Source organism: Amycolatopsis sp. FBCC-B4732, assembly GCF_023008405.1.
GTDB lineage: Bacteria > Actinomycetota > Actinomycetes > Mycobacteriales > Pseudonocardiaceae > Amycolatopsis > Amycolatopsis pretoriensis_A.
The window spans coordinates 1,209,625-1,224,069 of record NZ_CP095376.1 but is presented as its reverse complement, the minus strand read 5'-3'; the positions used below and the strand labels follow the sequence as shown (position 1 = coordinate 1,224,069).

Sequence of the window (14,445 nt, the reverse complement as noted above, 5' to 3'; positions counted from 1 at the left end):
TGTCAGCGCTTGTCCAGCTCGGCGAGGATCTCCGGGCCCAGCTGCGTCACGTCCCCGGCGCCCATGGTGACGACGAGGTCGTTGCCGCGCACGAGCCCGGCCACCAGGCCGGCGGCGACGTCGAACGCGGGCTCGTAGTGCACCGGCACGGTCACGCCATCGGCGATCAGCGCACCCGTGACACCCGGCTCCGGTTCCTCGCGAGCCCCGTAGACGTCCAGCACGACGACCTCGTCCGCCAGCGACAGCGCCGCGGCGAACTCCTTCGAGAACAGCTTGGTCCGCGAGAACAGGTGCGGCTGGAACACGACGACCACCCGGCCGTCCCCGGCCGCGGTCCGGACCGCGCGCAGTTGCGCGTCCACCTCGGTCGGGTGGTGGGCGTAGTCGTCGTAGACGCGGACGTCGCCGGAGCGGCCCTTGAACTCGAAGCGGCGCCGGACCCCGCCGAACGCGGCCAGCCCCTCGGCCAGCCCGGCGGCCGGCGCGCCCAGCTCGATCCCGGCCAGCAGCGCCGCGACCGCGTTGAGCGCCATGTGCTCACCCGGCACGGCGACCCGCACCGACAGCTCGGAGCCGTCCAGCAGGAGCCGCACGACGCCGCCGTCGGGGGCCGGCGCGTAGTCGAGCACGCGCGCGTCGTCCGGGCCGGTGACCGTGCGGCCGTAGCGGCGCACCCGGACACCCAGCTCCGCCGCCTGCTTGCCGAGCTCGTCGGCCGCGGCGTCGTCACCGCAGACGATCAGCAGCCCGCCCGGCACGATCCGGCCCACGAATTCGGTGAACACCTTCGTGTAAGCCTCGGCGGTGCCGTGGTGGTCCAGGTGGTCGGGCTCGACGTTCGTCACGACCGCGACCGACGGCGAGTAGGTCAGGAACGAGCCGTCGCTCTCGTCGGCCTCGGCGACGAAGATGCCGCCTTCGCCGTGGTGGGCGTTGGCGCCGGACTCGTTGAGGTCGCCGCCGATGGCGAACGACGGGTCGAGCCGGCAGTGCTGCAGCGCCACGGTGAGCATCGACGTCGTCGACGTCTTGCCGTGCGTGCCCGCGATGCAGGCGACGCGGTGTCCCTCCATCAGCCCGGCCAGCGCCTGCGCCCGGTGCAGCACCGGGATGCCGGCCTCGCGGGCCGCGGCCAGCTCGGGGTTGGTCTCCTTGATCGCCGTCGAGACGACGACCGCGGACGGCGGCTCGGGCAGCGCGGAGATGTTCTCGGCGCGCTGGCCGATGAACAGCTCGGCACCCTGGGCCCGCAGCGACAGCAGCGCGCGCGACTCCTTGGCGTCCGAGCCCGACACGAAAGCGCCCCGGGCCAGCAGGATCCGCGCGATGCCGGACATGCCGGCACCGCCGATCCCGATCAGGTGCGCCCGGCGCAGCTCTTCAGGCAGTTCAGGCACCGGCGGCCTCCAAGACGATGCGAGCGAGGGTCTCGTCGGCCTCGCGGTGACCCATGCCGACGGCGGCCGCGCTCATCTTCGCGACGCGGTCGGGGTCGGTGACCAGCGGCACGACCAGCTCGGCGACCTTGGCCGGGGTGAGCTCGGCGTCGTCGACCATCAGCGCGGCGCCGGCGTCGACCGCGGGACGGCCGTTCGAAGCCTGCTCGCCGTTGCCGTGCGGCAGCGGGACGAACACGGCGGGCAGCCCGACCGCGGTCACCTCGGCCACGGTCATCGCGCCCGACCGGCACACGGCGACGTCGGCCGCGGCGTAGGCCAGGTCCATCCGCTCCAGGTACGGCACCGGCACGTAGGCCGGCTTGCCCGGGAACTCCTGCACGACCAGCGTGTTCTTCGGGCCGTGCGCGTGCAGCACGCCGACGCCCGCGTCGGCCAGGTCCTTCGCCGCGCCGGACAGCGCGTTGTTGATCGACGCCGCACCCTGCGAACCGCCGAACACCAGCAGCGTCGGCGCGTCCGGGTCCAGCCCGAAGTGGGCGCGGGCCTCGGCGCGCAGCGCGGCGCGGTCCAGCGAGGTGATCGACCGCCGCAGCGGGATCCCGACGACCTCGGCCTTCGGCAGCGGGGTTCCCGGGACGGCGACGGCGACGCGCTCGGCGAACCGCGCGCCGACCTTGTTCGCCAGGCCGGCCGACTTGTTGGCCTCGTGCACGACGATCGGGACGCGCCCGCGCGCGGCCAGGTAGGCCGGCAGGGCGACGTAGCCGCCGAAGCCGACGACGACGTCCGCGCCGACCCGGTCGAGCACCGCGCGGGTCTTGCGCACCGAGTCGCGGACCTTCAGCGGCAGCCGCAGCAGCTCCGGTGTCGGCTTGCGCGGCAGCGGCACCGGCGGGATCAGCTCAAGGTCGTAACCGCGGGCCGGGACCAGCTTGTTCTCCAGGCCGCGCTCGGTCCCGAGGGCGATCACGGTCGCGTCCGGGCGCAGCCGCATGACGGCGTCGGCCAGTGCGAGAGCGGGTTCGATGTGTCCTGCGGTGCCACCTCCGGCGACCACGACCACAGGCCCTCTGCCTGCGGCTGATCGCTCGGTTCCCTTGACGGGCTTACTCACCAATGACCTCTCCGGTTCGCGGTACTCCGGGTACCACGGCTCGCTGTTGTCCGCGCGGCCCCGCCGCGAGCGGTGCTCGTGCGGGTCGTGCTCGTCCGTGCCGCGCTGCGGCGCACCGGCTCGCGGACCGACCTGCGCCGTTCCTGCGCCGGGGCGGCCCGCGCCGCACGGGGCGCGGGCCTGGCCGCCTTCGCCCCGGCGCGCGCCGCACCCTTGCGGGTGGCGGGCGGGCGGTACGGATCGGGCGCGGGCAGCCGCAGCAGGCGTCCGAATTTACCCGGCCCCTGTGTGCGCAGCGCGGCCACCGCCTCCGGTTCGTGCCGGGCCGCGTTGGCGAGCACGCCCATGATGAGCATGGTGATCACCAGCGACGTCCCGCCGTAGGAGATCAGCGGCAGCGTCACGCCGGTGACCGGCAGCAGGCCGACGACGTAGCCGATGTTGATGCCGGCCTGCGCCACCAGGAACACCGTCAGCGTGCCGGAGACGATCCGGATCCACGGGTCGATGTTGCGGGTGGCGATCCGCAGGCCCACCACGGCGACGCCGGCGAACAGGCTCAGCACCACGATGCAGCCGATGAAGCCGAGCTCTTCGCCGATCAGGGCGAAGATGAAGTCGTTCTGCACGTTCGGCAGGTAGCTCCAGCTGGCCGCGCCCTGGCCGAGGCCCTTGCCGAACAGCCCGCCGTCGGCGAGCGCCAGCTTGGCCTGGTTGGCCTGGAACCCCTCGGCGCTGGTGTCGGCGTCCGGCGAGAGGAACGACATGACGCGGGCGAGCCGGTAGGGCGCGATGAGGGCGAGCACGAGCACGCCGGCCAGGCCGCCCGCGAGGATCACGCCGAACAGCCGTTTCGGGGCGCCGGCGAACCACAGGAGCGCCAGGAGCACGACGGCCAGGGTGACCGTGCCGCCGAGGTCGGGTTGCAGCATGACCAGGGCGAACATCAGCAGCGCGATCGGCACCACCGGCACCAGCAGGTGCCGCCACTGGTGGATCACGTTGTACTTGATCACCAGGATGTGCGCGCCCCAGAACGCCAGCGCGACCTTCGCGGCCTCGACCGGCTGGAAGGTGAAGTCACCGATCCGGAACCAGCCCTGCGAGCCGTTCACCGTCGAGCCCAGCGGCGTCAGGACCAGGACCAGCAGGCCGAGGCAGACGACCGTCGCAGTGGCCGACATCGCACGGATCCGCTCCAGCTTGACCCGCAGGCCCAGCCAGAACACGACCGAGCCGATGGCGACGAACACCAGGTGCTTGATGAACAGCGAGTACACCCCGCTGCCGGTCTTCGGGTTGTAGGACTCGACCGACGACGCCGACAGCACCATGACGGCGCCGATCACGGTGAGCACGCCGGTGAGGGCCAGCACGAGGTGGAACGACGCCAGCGGGCGCGAGAGCCACGCGGTCAGCGCGGTCCGGAAGGCGACGAAGCCGCTCTCCTTGCGCTCGCGGCGCGGCCGCTTCGGCGCTTCCCGGGGCTTGGGTGTCTTGGGCTCAGTGGCCGTCACTCGGCTCCCCCGCTGCGTCGTCGCGGAGGACGTGCACCGCCGCGGCGAACGCGTCGCCGCGCGCGCCGTAGTTCGGGAACATGTCCAACGACGCCGCGGCGGGTGCCAGCAGCACCACATCACCTGGCCGGGCCATCTCGCTGGCCGCACTCACCGCCGCAGTCATGGGTTCATGGTCACCCGGACGGAGGCTGTTCACCGGGACATCCGGCGCGTGTCGCGCGACCGCGGCGGCGATCACGGGTGAATCGACACCGAGTAGCACAACTCCGCGCAGGCGGCCCGCGATGCTGCTCACCAATTCGTCGACCGAAGCGCCCTTGAGCTGGCCCCCGGCGATCCACACGATGCTCTGGTGCGCGCGCAGCGACCCGGCCGCCGCGTGCGGGTTGGTCGCCTTCGAGTCGTTGACGTACCGGACGCCGGCGACCTCGGCCACCTCGACGGCCCGGTGCGGCGCGGGCTGGTACTCGCGCAGGCCCTTCAGCACGGCCTCCGGGGAGACGCCGTGCGCGCGGGCCAGCGCGGCCGCCGCGAGGGCGTTCGAGACGTTGTGCGGGCCCGCCGGGCGGACGTCGGCGAGGGTGGCCAGTTCCTCGGCGCTGGTCGCCGGGTCGGCGACGAACGCGCGGTCGACCAGCAGGTCTTCGACCAGGCCGAGCTCGCCGACCCGCGGGGTGTCGAGCCGGAAGCCGACGCGGCGGGCACTCTCGGGCGCGTGCGCGCCGGCGATCCGGGTGGACCAGTCGTCGTCGGCGTTGTGCACGGCGACCTTGGCGCGGGTGTAGACCCGGCCCTTCGCGGCCGCGTACTCGTCCATGGAGCCGTGCCAGTCGATGTGGTCCTCGGCCAGGTTCAGCACCACGGCCGCGTCCGGGGCCAGCGTCGAGGACCAGTGCAGCTGGAAGCTCGACAGCTCCACGGCGAGGACGTCGTAGCCCGCGCGGACCGCGTCGAGTGCCGCGTAGCCGATGTTCCCGCAGGCCACGGCGTTGGCGCCGGCCGACTTGAGGATCGACTCGAGCATGCCGACGGTGGTCGTCTTGCCGTTGGTCCCGGTCACCACGAGCCACGCCGGCGGGTGCTCGCGCAGCTGCCCGACCCGCCAGGCCAGCTCGACGTCGCCGATCACCTCGACGCCCGCCTCGGCGGCGGCGACCAGCAGCGGCGACGTCGGCCGCCAGCCGGGACTGGTGACGACGAGGACGACGTCTTCGGGCGGTTCGGTCAGCCCGGGCACCAGCTCGGCGCCCAGGCCGTCCAGCTCGGCCAGGCGCTCGGCGTTGCCGTCGGTGACGGTGACGCGCGCGCCCAGCTCGGTGAGCACGGGCACGATCGACTTCCCGGTGACCCCCGCACCGGCGACGAGAACGTGACGACCGGAGATCTCCACGTCAGCCGCCGAAGCCGAGCTGCTCGCTGTAGAACAGGCCGAGCCCGAACATGCAGCAGATCGCCGAGAGCAGCCAGAACCGGATGATGACCGTGGTTTCCGCCCACCCGGCGAGCTCGAAGTGGTGGTGGAACGGTGCCATCCGGAAGAGCCTTCGCCGGGTCGTCCGGAACACCGCGATCTGCGCGACCACCGAGATCATCTCGACCATGAACAGGCCGCCGATGACGATGGCGAGCAGCTCGGTGCGGGTGGTCATGGACAGGCCGGCGACCAGGCCGCCGAGGGCCAGTGAGCCGGTGTCGCCCATGAAGATCTTCGCCGGGGCCGCGTTCCACCAGAGGAACCCGACGCAGGCGCCGGTGGCCGCGGCGGCGACCACCGCCAGGTCGAGCGGGTCGCGGACGTCGTAGCAGGCGGGCGCCGGGCCGTTGGCGCAGTTCAGCCGCTCCTGCCAGAACGCGATGACGACGTAGGTGGCCAGCACCATCGCCGCCGAGCCGCCGGCCAGGCCGTCGAGCCCGTCGGTGAAGTTCACCGCGTTCGACCAGCCGGAGATCACGACGTAGCAGAAGATCACGAAGATCACCGCCGGGAACGTGATCAGCGCGAGGTCGCGGACGTAGGAGAGGCTCTCCGACGCCGGCGTGATGCCGCGGGCGTCCGCGAAGTTCAGCGCCAGCACCGCGAACGCGATGGTGACCACGAGCTGGCCGACCAGTTTCGCGGTCTTGTTCAGCCCCAGGTTGCGCTGCTTGCGGATCTTGATGAAGTCGTCGAGGAACCCGACGATCCCCAGGCCCACCGCCAGCATCAGCACGAGCAGCCCGGAGGCCGTCGGCGCGCCGCTGCGGGAGTTGAACATCCAGTTGATCAAGTGCGCGGCGAAGTACCCGACGACCATCGCGATGATGATCGCGACACCGCCCATGGTCGGGGTACCGCGCTTGGACTTGTGTCCCTGGGGGCCTTCCTCGCGGATCTCCTGGCCGAAGCCCTGCCGGGAGAAGACCCGGATCAGGTAGGGCGTCAGCATGATGGAGACCAGCAGGCCCGCCGCGGCCGCGATCAGGATGCTGATCACGCGTCACCACCGTTCGAGCGATTCTCGGAGTTGTCGGTTTCCCGGGGTTCGAGCAGTGCTTCGGCGACCCGCCAGAGGCCGGCGGCCTTGGAGGCCTTCACCAGCACCACGTCCCCGGGGCGGAGCTGATCATGCAGCAGGGCGATGGCGGCGCGTACGTCGGGTACCAGGGTCGATTCCTCGCCCCAGGAACCCTCCTGGTGCGCCCCCTGGTGCATGGCGGCCGCTTCCGGGCCGATCACGACGAGCTTGGCGATGTTGAGCCGGACGACCAGGCGGCCGATCTCATCGTGCGCGGTGATCGCGTCCGCGCCGAGCTCGCCCATCACGCCGAGCACGGCCCAGGACCGGCGGCCGCTCTCCCGCGTCATCGCCGCGAGCGCCTTGAGGCCGGCCCGCATCGACTCGGGGTTGGCGTTGAAGGAGTCGTTGAGGATCGTGACGCCGTCTTCGCGCGTCACGACCTCCATGCGGCGCGCGGACCGCCGTTCGAGGCCCGAGAGCCGCGTGGCGACCTCCGCCGGGGTCGCGCCCAGCTCCAGGGCGACCGCCGCGGCCGAAAGCGCGTTGCCGACGTGGTGCTCGCCGTGCAATGGCAGCTTGACGTCGGCCTCGCCGGCCGGGGTGACCAGCCGGAAGGACGCGCGGGCCTCGTCGTCGAGGGTGATGCCCTCGGCGCGGACCTGCGCGGACGGGCTCTCGCCGACGAACACGACCCGGGCCTTCGTGCGGCTCGCCATGGCGCTGACCAGCGGGTCGTCGGCGTTGAGGATCGCGACGCCGTCGGCGGGCAGGGCCTCGACCAGCTCGCCCTTGGTCTTCGCGATGCCTTCGCGCGAGCCGAACTCGCCGACGTGCGCGGTGCCGACGTTGAGCACGACGCCGATCTTCGGCGGCGCGATCTCGGCGAGGTGGGCGATGTGCCCGGGGCCGCGCGCGGACAGCTCCAGCACGAGGTGGCGGGTGCTCGCGTCGGCCCGCAGGGCCGTCCAGGGGTGACCGAGCTCGTTGTTGAACGACCCGGGCGGCGCGACCGTCGGGCCGAGCGGCTCGAGCAGCTGCGCGATGACGTCCTTCGTCGACGTCTTGCCGGACGAGCCGGTGACGCCGACGACGGTCAGCTCGCCCTCGGCCAGCCGCTGCACGACGTACCGGGCGAGCTTGGCCAGCGCGCCCAGCACCGCGGCGCCGGAGCCGTCCTTGTCGCCGGTCAGCGCGACCGACCGCTCGTGGGCCTCCCCCTCCCCCAATGGGGGCACGACGATCGCGGGCGCGTCGACCTCGCGGGCGGCCAGCACGGCGACGGCGCCGGCCTCGACGGCCTGCGCGGCGAAGTCGTGGCCGTCGACCTTCTCGCCCGGCAGGGCGACGAACAGGCCACCGGGGGTGAGCTGCCGGGTGTCGAACTCCACGCTGCCGGTCACCCGCACGCCCGGTTCGGCGCGGTGCAGCCGGCCGCCGACGACGTCGGCGATCTCGGCCAGGCTGAGCACGATCACACATTCACCTCGAGTTTGTTGCGGATGGCCGCGGCCAGCTCGTCGCGGTCGGAGAACGGGTGCACGACGCCGCCGGCCTCCTGGCCGGACTCGTGCCCCTTGCCGGCGAGGAAGACGATGTCGCCCGGCCGCGCGAGCGCGACCGCGTGCTCGATGGCTTCGCGGCGGTCGCCGATTTCGATGACCTCGCCGCCCTCGGCGGGTCCGACCGCGCGGGCGCCGGCCAGCATCGCCGCGCGGATCGCCGCGGGGTCTTCGGAACGCGGGTTGTCGTCGGTGACGATCAGGAACTCGCTGCGGCGGGCCGCCGCCTCGCCCATCATCGGGCGCTTGGCGGTGTCCCGGTCGCCGCCGCAGCCGAGCACGGTGATGATCCGGCCCTCGGTGCGGGCCCGCAGCGCGTCCAGGCCCTGGGCGACCGCGGCCGGCTTGTGGGCGTAGTCGACGACGGCGGTGAACTCCTGGCCGACGTAAACACGCTCCATCCGCCCAGGCACCTGCACCTGCGCGAGCCCGGCGACGATGTGCTCCAGGCCCACCCCGGCGGTGCTCAGGATCGCGGCCGCGAGCACGGCGTTGGCGACGTTGAACTCGCCGGGCAGCGGGATCTTCGCCGCGGCGCTGGCGCCGTCCGGGCCGTGCAGGGTGAACGTCTGCTCACCGTGCGGGGTGGCCTCCAGGTCGGTGGCCTTCCACGCCGCTTCGGTGCCCGGGTCGGTGGTCACGGTGATCGTCTGCGGCGTGAGCAGCGCCTGGCCCCACGCGCTGTCGACCACGACGACCTCGCTGGTCGAGCGGCCGTCGAACAGCAGCGACTTCGCGGCGAAGTACTCCTGCATGTCCTTGTGGAAGTCCAGGTGGTCCTGGGAGAGGTTGGTGAACGCGCCGACCGCGAACCGGGTGCCGTTGGCGCGGCCCAGCGCGAGCGCGTGGCTGGAGACCTCCATCGGCACGTGCGTGACGCCGCGCTCGAGCATCACCGCGAGCAGCGCCTGCAGGTCCGGCGCCTCGGGCGTCGTGAAGCCGCTGACCAGGCGTTCGCCCGCGATCCGCGTCTCGACCGTGCCGATCAGGCCGGTGGTCAGGCCCGCGGCCTGCAGCCCGGCGTCGACCAGGTACGACGTCGTGGTCTTGCCGGACGTGCCGGTGACGCCGAGGACGGCCAGCCGCAGGGAGGGCTCGCCGTAGATCCAGGCGGCGATCTCGCCGAGGGCGGCGCGCGGGTCGGTGTGCACGAGGATCGGGACACCGGCGTCGCGCAGGGCGGGCCGCTCGGCACCCGCGGCGTCGGTGAGCACCGCGACGGCACCGGCGGCGACCGCCTGGTCGCTGAAGTCGGCGCCGTGGGCCCTGGCCCCCGGGAGGGCGGCGAAGAGGTCGCCGGGCAGCACGTGCTGGGCCCGCAGGGTGGTGCCGGTGACGGTGAGGTCGGCGGCGTCGGGCGAGTCGGCGATCAGCCGGGCGTCCGCCCTGGCGAGCAGCGTCGCCAGCGGGACCGGGTCGATGCGCGCCGGGCGGGGCGGCGCGGGGACCGCTTTCACCGGGCTTTCCGGCACCTGGGAACTGGACGAGGACACGGACACGGCCAAGAGGCTACCGGCGGCCGGTTCGGGCGCCCGCACGCGGTACGGCGATTGCGCGCGGCTGAGGCAGATGTGCTAAGCGACGTCCCGGACCTTGTTGCACCGCAAGGACTTCCCCCGCGCTCCGGACCGATGTGGACGATGGGCGCGTCAAAGGCCCCCCACCGGAGTGAGGGGCCTTTGACGCACAGTGCTTACTGGACGATGAGCGGGACTTCCGGCGAAGGGCCGTCCGACAGCGGGATCTGGTACCGCTGCGTCAGGTACGACGCGATGCTGTGGAACAGCGGCGCCGCGGAGTGCCCGACCGGCAGCGTCGTGTCCGGCGCGTCCAGCCGGATGCCCACCACGAACCGCGGGTGGTCGGCGGGCAGGATGCCGGCGAAGGTGATGTTGTACAGGTGGTCGCTGTAGGCCTTCGTCCGCGGGTCGACCTGCTGGCCGGTGCCCGTCTTGCCGGAGATCTGGTAGCCCTCGACCGCCGCCGTCGGCGCGGTGCCCTTCTGCACGCCCTTGCCGTTCTGGGCGACCGCGCGCATCATGTCGCGCACCGTCTTCGCCGTCTGCGGGCTGACCACCTGGACGCTCTTCGGCGCCGGCTCGGGCACCGTCGTCCCGTCCGGGTTGACCTTCGCCTTGACGATCCGGGGTTCCACGCGCAGGCCGTCGTTCGCGATCGCCTGGTACATCCCCGCCATCTGCAGGACGGTCATCGACAGGCCCTGCCCGATCGGCAGGTTGCCGAACGTCGTCGCCGACCACTGGCTGCGCGCGGGCACCACGCCCGCGCTCTCGCCGGGGAGGCCGACGCCGGTGCGCTGCCCGAGGCCGAACCGCTTGAGCAGCTCCGAGTAGTGCTCCTCGCCGATCTTCTGGGCGAGCAGCAGCGTGCCGATGTTGGACGACTTGGCGAAGATGCCGGCGGTGGTGAACGTCTGCGTGCCGTGGGTCCAGGCGTCGTGCACGGTCTTGTCGGCGACCTGCAGCGCGCCCGGCACCTGGATCGTCGACTCCGGCGTCGCGATGCCTTCGTCGATCGCGCCGGTGGCGGTGACGACCTTGTTCACCGAACCCGGTTCGAACGGCGTCGTGACCGCGGGGTTGGCCAGGTCCTCGTTGGTCCAGGTCGACTGGTCGTTGGGGTCGAACGTCTTGTCGTTGGCCAGCGCGTAGACCTCGCCGGTCTTGGTGTCCGTGACGACCGCCTGCCCGCCCTTGGCGTGCGACTGCTGGACGTAGTCCGACAGCTGCCGCTGCACCTCGTACTGCAGGTCGGAGTCGATGGTCAGCTCGAGGTCCGAGCCGGGGACGGCGGCCTGGAGGTCGTGCTCCGTGCCCGGGATGACGACGTTGTCGCTGCCGTTCTTGGTGTTGACCATCATCCGGCCCGGCGTACCCGCCAGGTCGTTGTCGCGCAGCAGCTCCAGCCCGACCAGGCCGTGCAGGTTGTGCTTGGAGACGTCCGGGTCGTCGGAACGCCAGTTCGCGGCGCCGACGATGTTCGAAGCCAGGCTGCCGCCCGGGTATTCGCGCAGCGCGCGCTTCTCGACGCCGATCCAGGCGAAGTGCTTGACGATGTCGGTGGCGATCGACGGCTCGACGTTGTTCACCAGGTAGGTGAAGGACGCCTGCTTGTGGAACAGGTCCAGCAGCTGCTGCTCGCCGATGACGTTCGGCAGCTTGCCGGCGATGTACTTCGCGGCGGCGGCGGTTTCGCTGTCGAAGGTCCGCGCGGTGCCGGGGTTCTTCGTCGCGAAGTCGTCCATGCTCTTGTGCAGCGCCTTGAGGTTCACCGAAAGCGTGCGCACCTCGACGCTGAACGCCAGCTTGGCGCCGCTGCGGTCCACAATGGACCCGCGCTGGGCCGGGATGTCGATGGTCTGGGTGCGCTGCCGCTCGGCCGCGGCGGACAGCGCCCCGGCCTCGAACCACTGCACCTGCACCAGTTTCCCGCCGGCGACGAGCAGCACGGCGACCAGGATCAGGCGCACGGCGGAGAACCGGGTGCGGTTGCCGCCGTTGCCCCGGCGCGCGGCCGCGCTGCGCGTCCCGGCGGAGTAGGTCCGGCGCGCGCTCCCGGCGGAGCGCGCGCGGACCTGTCCCCGGCTGGACGAAGCCATCACTGACCGGCCCCCGGCTGCGCGGGCGGCGGCTGCTCCTCCGCGGGCACGGCGGGCTGGTCACCTTCGATCGGCGCGCCCTGCTGCGACTGCGTGCCCGCGGCGGGCGCGGCCGGCGGCGCGACCGGCACCGCCGGCGTGTCCCCCTTGGCCTTCTTGGGCTCGCCGACGAGCGAGGTCTTGCCGTCCGGGCCGACGACGATCCGCGCCGGGTCGCCGCCGGGCACCATGCCCAGCTGCTGGGCCGCGGGGGCCAGCGACGCGGGCGACTCGGCCTTGGCGACGTCGCGCTGGAGCTGTTCCTTCGCCTCGGCCAGGCTCGCGTTGGTGGTGCGCAGCTGCTCGAGCCGGTAAGAGTCGGCGATCGCCTGCGTGGACAGCCACAGCGTGGTGGCCACGCCGACGGCGAGCAGCGCCATCATCAGCAGCACGAACGAGGCGCGCGACTTCGGCAGCCGCAGCTTCAGCTTGAGCTTCGGTGCGGGCGTGCCGGGCTGGGCCGCCTTCGGCTGCGGGCGCGGCTCGCGCTCCTTGAGCAGGTCGGCGCGCTGGGCACGGCGGGCGTAGGCGCGTTCGGCCGCGGACGTGCGGCCTCGTGACGCGCGCCGGGGCGACGCCTTGCCCGGTTCGGTGGTCTGCGGGTCCGGCTCGACGGTGGTCGAGGTGCGGGCGGCCTCGCCGCGTCCCCGCGTCGCCGGCGCGGTGCGGCGGCGGGACCTCGTGGGAGCGGTCATCGCGGCTCTCCGATCCTCTCTGCGGCCCGCAGCCGCACCGAGGCGGCGCGCGGGTTCCGTTCGATCTCCTCGTCGCCGGCCTTCTCGGCCCCGCGGGTGAGGAGCTTCAGCTCAGGTCCGTGTCCCGGCAGTTCGACCGGGAGTCCTTCCGGCGTGCGGGACTTCGCGAGCTCGGCCAGCGCCTGCTTGACGAGCCGGTCTTCCAGGGACTGGTAGGACTCGACGACGATCCGCCCGCCCGTCTTCAGGGCGCCCAGTGCCGCTGGCATGGCTCGGCGGAGCACCTCGAGCTCGCCGTTGACCTCGATCCGCAGCGCCTGGAAGGTGCGCTTGGCCGGGTGCCCGCCGGTGCGGCGGGTGGCGGCCGGGACGGCGTCGTAGAGCAGCTCGACCAGGCGCCCGCTCGTGGTGAACGGCTCCTGTTCGCGGGCTTTCACGACGGCCTTGACGATCCGCTGCGCGAAGCGTTCTTCGCCGTAGTCCCGCAGGATCCGGATCAGCTCGCCGGGCGCGTAGGTGTTCAGCACGTCGGCGGCGGTGAACCCGGTGGTCGGGTCCATCCGCATGTCCAGCGGCGAGTCCTTGGAGTAGGCGAACCCGCGCTCGGCCCGGTCCAGCTGCATCGAGGAGACGCCGAGGTCGAACAGGATGCCGTCGGCCTTGTCGATCTTCAGCCCCTCGAGGGCTTCCGGCAGTCCGTCGTAGACCGTGTGCACGAAGTCGACGCGGTCACCGTGGCGCGCGAGGCGCTCCCCGGACTTCTCCAGCGCGGCCGGGTCGCGGTCCAAGGCGACGAGGCGCAGCCGCGGGAACGTTTCGAGGAGGGCGTCGGAGTGGCCGCCGAGCCCGACGGTCGCGTCCACGAGGACGCCGTCTCGGTCGGCGAACACAGGGGTGAACAGCTCGACGATGCGCCTCAGCAGTACCGGGACGTGTTCGGGTGCCGCCATGGTGTTCCCTCCCCCTTTCTCGCCTGGGCGGCCCGGGGGAAATATGGCGGATGCCGTCAGGTCCCTGTCCGCCCGCTGCGGACCTGGTACCGGGGAAGGTGCACCAGGGCTGTTGAGCGGACAGAGGCCTCACGGCATCCGGGTGGGCTTCCCCTCTTCGCGCGGGCGGCGAACCTCTTCGTCCCCCGACGACGAAGGTGCACCGCGTCCGCACGTCTAGAAGACGCCCGGCAGTACTTCCTCTCGAGCCTTCGCGTAGCTGTCTTCGTGTTCTTCCAGGTAGCCCTGCCACGCTTGGGCGTCCCAGATCTCCAGCCTGGTGATCGCCCCGATCACCACGCACTCCTTGCTGAGCCCCGCGTAGCGGCGGAGCTCGGACGCGATCGTGATGCGCCCCTGGCCGTCCGGCCGTTGCTCGTCCGTCCCGGCGAACAGGTAGCGCTGGTAGGCCCGAACCGCCTCGTTCGTGAACGGGGCCTCGGCGACCTTGCGCGCCATCTGCTCGAACTCGGCGCGGGGGAAGACGAAGAGGCAGTGGTCCTGCCCCTTGGTGAGCATCAGCCCGCCGGCCAAGGCGTCGCGGAACTTCGCGGGCAGCGCGAGCCGCCCTTTGTCGTCCAGCTTCGGGGTGTGGGTGCCGAGGAACACGGCCTCCACCTCCCTACCGCACCCGGTGGCGAACCACCGTCTACGGCTCCAGGGCTTCCCTTCCGCCCCACTGGCCACCACCGTACCCCACTTTTCACCACAGTCAACGCGAGAAACCGACGGCTCACTCCGTCGTGTGGTCCGTTTACGCAGGTCAACGAGGTGGGGGCAGGTGGGGGCCAGTGTGGGGGGCGGTGGCCAAGATCCCCCTCGGCGGGGGCCGGAGCAACCTCAGCTGTACCCCGGACGTCCGCATAACGGCCGCGAAGGAACCCTAAGGGCCCCGGGTGGGGTCCCGTGGGGACCCGGGTGGGGGTGCGTGGGGCCCCGGGTGGGGATGCGTGGGGCCTTCGGTGGGGTCCCGTGGGGACACGGGTGAGGGCACGTGGGGCTGTGGGTG

At 72.3% G+C, this 14,445-nt stretch carries 11 protein-coding genes; all 11 read right to left on the bottom strand.

Features of this window, described 5'->3' with window-relative positions; translation table 11 throughout:
• Positions 1–2 precede the first annotated feature (2 nt).
• The 11 genes from murC to mraZ all read right to left on the bottom strand — a co-directional run bounded on the left by murC (position 3) and on the right by mraZ (position 14,045).
• Positions 3–1,400 carry a UDP-N-acetylmuramate--L-alanine ligase gene (gene murC / locus MUY14_RS04880; RefSeq protein ID WP_247021221.1) on the bottom strand — a complete coding sequence of 466 codons (1,398 nt, stop codon included), beginning with the start codon at positions 1,398–1,400 and terminating at the stop codon, positions 3–5.
• On the bottom strand, positions 1,393–2,517 hold the full coding sequence (gene murG, locus MUY14_RS04875; protein ID WP_247021220.1) for an undecaprenyldiphospho-muramoylpentapeptide beta-N-acetylglucosaminyltransferase: 1,125 nt from the start codon (positions 2,515–2,517) through the stop codon (positions 1,393–1,395). The genes murC and murG overlap by 8 nt, the downstream gene beginning before the upstream one ends.
• Complete coding sequence (gene ftsW / locus MUY14_RS04870; protein ID WP_247021218.1) at positions 2,514–4,034, bottom strand: putative lipid II flippase FtsW; 1,521 nt, start codon at positions 4,032–4,034, stop codon at positions 2,514–2,516. The genes murG and ftsW overlap by 4 nt, the downstream gene beginning before the upstream one ends.
• Entirely contained in the window at positions 4,021–5,427 is a 1,407-nt protein-coding gene (gene murD, locus MUY14_RS04865; protein WP_247021216.1) for a UDP-N-acetylmuramoyl-L-alanine--D-glutamate ligase, read from the bottom strand. The genes ftsW and murD overlap by 14 nt, the downstream gene beginning before the upstream one ends.
• 1 nt (position 5,428) lies before the next feature.
• Positions 5,429–6,511, bottom strand: coding sequence for a phospho-N-acetylmuramoyl-pentapeptide-transferase (gene mraY / locus MUY14_RS04860; RefSeq protein WP_247021214.1), 1,083 nt, complete (start codon positions 6,509–6,511; stop codon positions 5,429–5,431).
• A complete protein-coding gene (gene murF / locus MUY14_RS04855; RefSeq protein WP_247021212.1) occupies positions 6,508–8,010 on the bottom strand; it encodes a UDP-N-acetylmuramoyl-tripeptide--D-alanyl-D-alanine ligase in 1,503 nt (500 codons plus the stop codon). Before murF ends, mraY begins: the two co-directional genes overlap by 4 nt.
• On the bottom strand, positions 8,007–9,551 hold the full coding sequence (locus MUY14_RS04850) for a UDP-N-acetylmuramoyl-L-alanyl-D-glutamate--2,6-diaminopimelate ligase (RefSeq protein ID WP_247025056.1): 1,545 nt from the start codon (positions 9,549–9,551) through the stop codon (positions 8,007–8,009). Before MUY14_RS04850 ends, murF begins: the two co-directional genes overlap by 4 nt.
• A gap of 236 nt (positions 9,552–9,787) precedes the next feature.
• Complete coding sequence (locus MUY14_RS04845) at positions 9,788–11,713, bottom strand: penicillin-binding protein 2 (RefSeq protein WP_247021210.1); 1,926 nt, start codon at positions 11,711–11,713, stop codon at positions 9,788–9,790.
• A complete protein-coding gene (locus MUY14_RS04840; RefSeq protein WP_247021207.1) occupies positions 11,713–12,447 on the bottom strand; it encodes a hypothetical protein in 735 nt (244 codons plus the stop codon). The genes MUY14_RS04845 and MUY14_RS04840 overlap by 1 nt, the downstream gene beginning before the upstream one ends.
• Positions 12,444–13,397, bottom strand: a complete 954-nt coding sequence (gene rsmH / locus MUY14_RS04835; RefSeq protein WP_247021205.1) for a 16S rRNA (cytosine(1402)-N(4))-methyltransferase RsmH — start codon at positions 13,395–13,397, stop codon at positions 12,444–12,446. The genes MUY14_RS04840 and rsmH overlap by 4 nt, the downstream gene beginning before the upstream one ends.
• Positions 13,398–13,613: 216 nt before the next feature.
• Positions 13,614–14,045 (bottom strand): division/cell wall cluster transcriptional repressor MraZ, encoded by a 432-nt coding sequence (gene mraZ / locus MUY14_RS04830; RefSeq protein WP_125314530.1) that lies wholly within the window; start codon positions 14,043–14,045, stop codon positions 13,614–13,616.
• Positions 14,046–14,445 lie beyond the last annotated feature (400 nt).